The organism is Methylobacterium sp. CCH5-D2, from assembly GCF_001556475.1.
Classification (GTDB): domain Bacteria; phylum Pseudomonadota; class Alphaproteobacteria; order Rhizobiales; family Beijerinckiaceae; genus Methylobacterium; species Methylobacterium hispanicum.
This window is the reverse complement of sequence record NZ_LSIX01000453.1, coordinates 1-2,048: the sequence shown is the minus strand read 5'-3', so window position 1 is coordinate 2,048 and position 2,048 is coordinate 1. Positions and strand designations below refer to the sequence as shown.

At 74.6% G+C, this 2,048-nt stretch carries 2 protein-coding genes and 1 pseudogene; 1 reads left to right on the top strand and 2 read right to left on the bottom strand.

Features of this window, described 5'->3' with window-relative positions; all coding sequences use genetic code 11:
• Window positions 1–313: pseudogene (locus AX737_RS11550) on the bottom strand (hypothetical protein); the annotation flags it as partial.
• Between the two features lie 157 nt (window positions 314–470).
• Here AX737_RS11550 and AX737_RS33155 point away from each other — a divergent pair.
• Window positions 471–623: a hypothetical protein gene (locus AX737_RS33155; protein ID WP_156453669.1), complete on the top strand. Its 153-nt coding sequence runs from the start codon at window positions 471–473 to the stop codon at window positions 621–623.
• Between the two features lie 39 nt (window positions 624–662).
• Here AX737_RS33155 and AX737_RS34315 read toward each other — a convergent pair.
• Window positions 663–2,048, bottom strand: a 1,386-nt coding sequence (locus tag AX737_RS34315; protein WP_066921453.1) for a hypothetical protein, incomplete at its 5' end; no start/stop codon positions are given.

Here is a 2,048-nt window from a genome sequence, read left to right as displayed (position 1 = left end):
GCTTCATGCAGCCGGTGCAGACCGAGGCGATCACGACGCGGGCGCGCGCGTTGGCGCGCTCCCAGACCGCCTCGCGCGCCGCCCGGGCCCGGCGGATCGCCTCCGCGTCCGCCAGGGCACCGGGACCGGCGCCGTCGTCGCGGCCGGTGCCGCCCGCCCCGGTCTGTGCCGGGCGGGCCTCCGGCGGCCGGATGCGCAGGTAGAGCGGCGCGGGCTCCTCGGCCATCGCGGGCGACGCGGAAGCCAGGAGCGCGCCCGCGAGCATCGCCGGGGCGAGCCCGGGGAGCGGGGCGCGGCGCGGACGGATCGTCATCCCTCGGCGGTTCTCCTGGTCGGTTGCGCGCGGGTTCGGCACCGGATCGAGCATCGCGGTTAATTGCGGCCTAACGATTGCCGGCCTGGCCTTCACGATCCGTTAACCCTGTCGGGCCGAGCCTCGCGGTTATCGGCCATCGGCGGAGAACGGTTCCATGCTCACCGTGACAATCCCCATGACTGGGTCCCTGACGGCGATCCCGCCGGCCCTCGGGCTCGCCGCGGCCGGCGCGGCGCTGGCCTGCCTCGCGCTGCACGCGGCGTGCCGCGCGGTCCTGCGGCCGCAGCCCGCGCGGGTGCGGCGCTGACGGCATCCGCACGGCGGATGGTGGCGGGCGGAGGCTCGCTCAGGCCTCCGCCGCCTCCAGAGCGTGCGGCTGATCCTCACCCCACGCCCCGAGTGTGAGGGTCCGGCCGCGCTCCAGGGCTCCCTCCTGCGCCGTCCCGTCCGGGATCCGGTCCGGGTGGCCGCCCCCGATCGCCGCCAGCGCGGCGCGGGTGTCCGGGTCGGAGAGTGCCCGGTCGAGGGCGGCGCGGTCGAGGCAGGTGAGGCGTCCGGCCCGGTGGACGGCGTAGATCCGCCCGCTCGCGCGCTCGGCGAAGCGGATCGCGCGCATCCGCCGGGCGCAGGCGCGCAGGAAGCCGGTATTGTGCTCCGGCGCGAGCAGGCCGGCGTCGGGATAGACGGAACCGGGCGCGCGCGCCTCGACGTCGATCCGCCGGTAGCGCTCCACCGCCAGCATGCCCGATAGGTCGAGCACCGTCAGCTCGCCGTTGGTGCCGAAGGCGACGGTGTGCGGAGGCTCGCCCAGCTTCACGCTGTTGTCGAGGAACTCGTAGTGGACCTCCTTGTCGGCGCTGAGCGCCCAGGTGAAGAACAGCTCCGGCATGCCGGAGAAGGCCTCGATGTTGTGGGCGAGCAGGTCGTCCACGGCCTTGAACCGCCCGAACTGCAGGCCCCGGAGCCAGGCCCGCTCCACCGTCGCCTCGGGCGGCGTGATCATGAACAGCATGAAGACCCGGTGCCCGAACCGGGTGAGGAGCTGGCTGCCGTCCTGGGTTCCCGAGACAGCGTTGAAGCTGTCGAAGCGGAAGCGGTCGATCAGGAGGTGCGACATGCGCCCCTCCCGAGCCTTGCGGGCCATGTAGCGGTCGAGCTTGGCGTCCACGATCTCGACCTCGTGCCCCGTGAGCGTGCCCGCGTAGCCGTGGGCCGGGCCGATGCTGTCGTAGTCGAGCAGGAACTTGCGCCAGATGTCCGGCGTGATCACCGCGAAGTCTGACCAGGGGATGTCGAGCCGGGCGGCGAGCGCGCGCTGCAGGGGACGCATCGTGCTCTTGCCCGAGGCGGAGGCGCCCTTCACGTTCATCACGATGGGCTGCGCCTGCGCCCGCACCACCGTGTGGCCCGCCCGCGCCACGGACTCGGCGAACCAGGGCTCGATCAACCGCCCGATCCGGCGGCTGCCCTCCCGGTTGAGGGCGAGCGTTGTGGCGAGGCGCACGATCAGGGCGCGATCCCCGATCAGGCCGCCGCGATGGCGGATCAGGCTGCGCACCACCCGGGCGAGGCCGGCCTGCGCGGCGCCCTCTGCGGGATCTTGGCCGGCGCGGGCCTCCCAGTCGGAGAGATGCGCCTCGGCCCGCGCCTCCGGCGGCTCCGCGATCGGGCGGGCCGGCGCGGGGGCGGGCTTCGGCGCGAGTCCCAGGAGCGCCCGCCAGCCGCGCGGCGG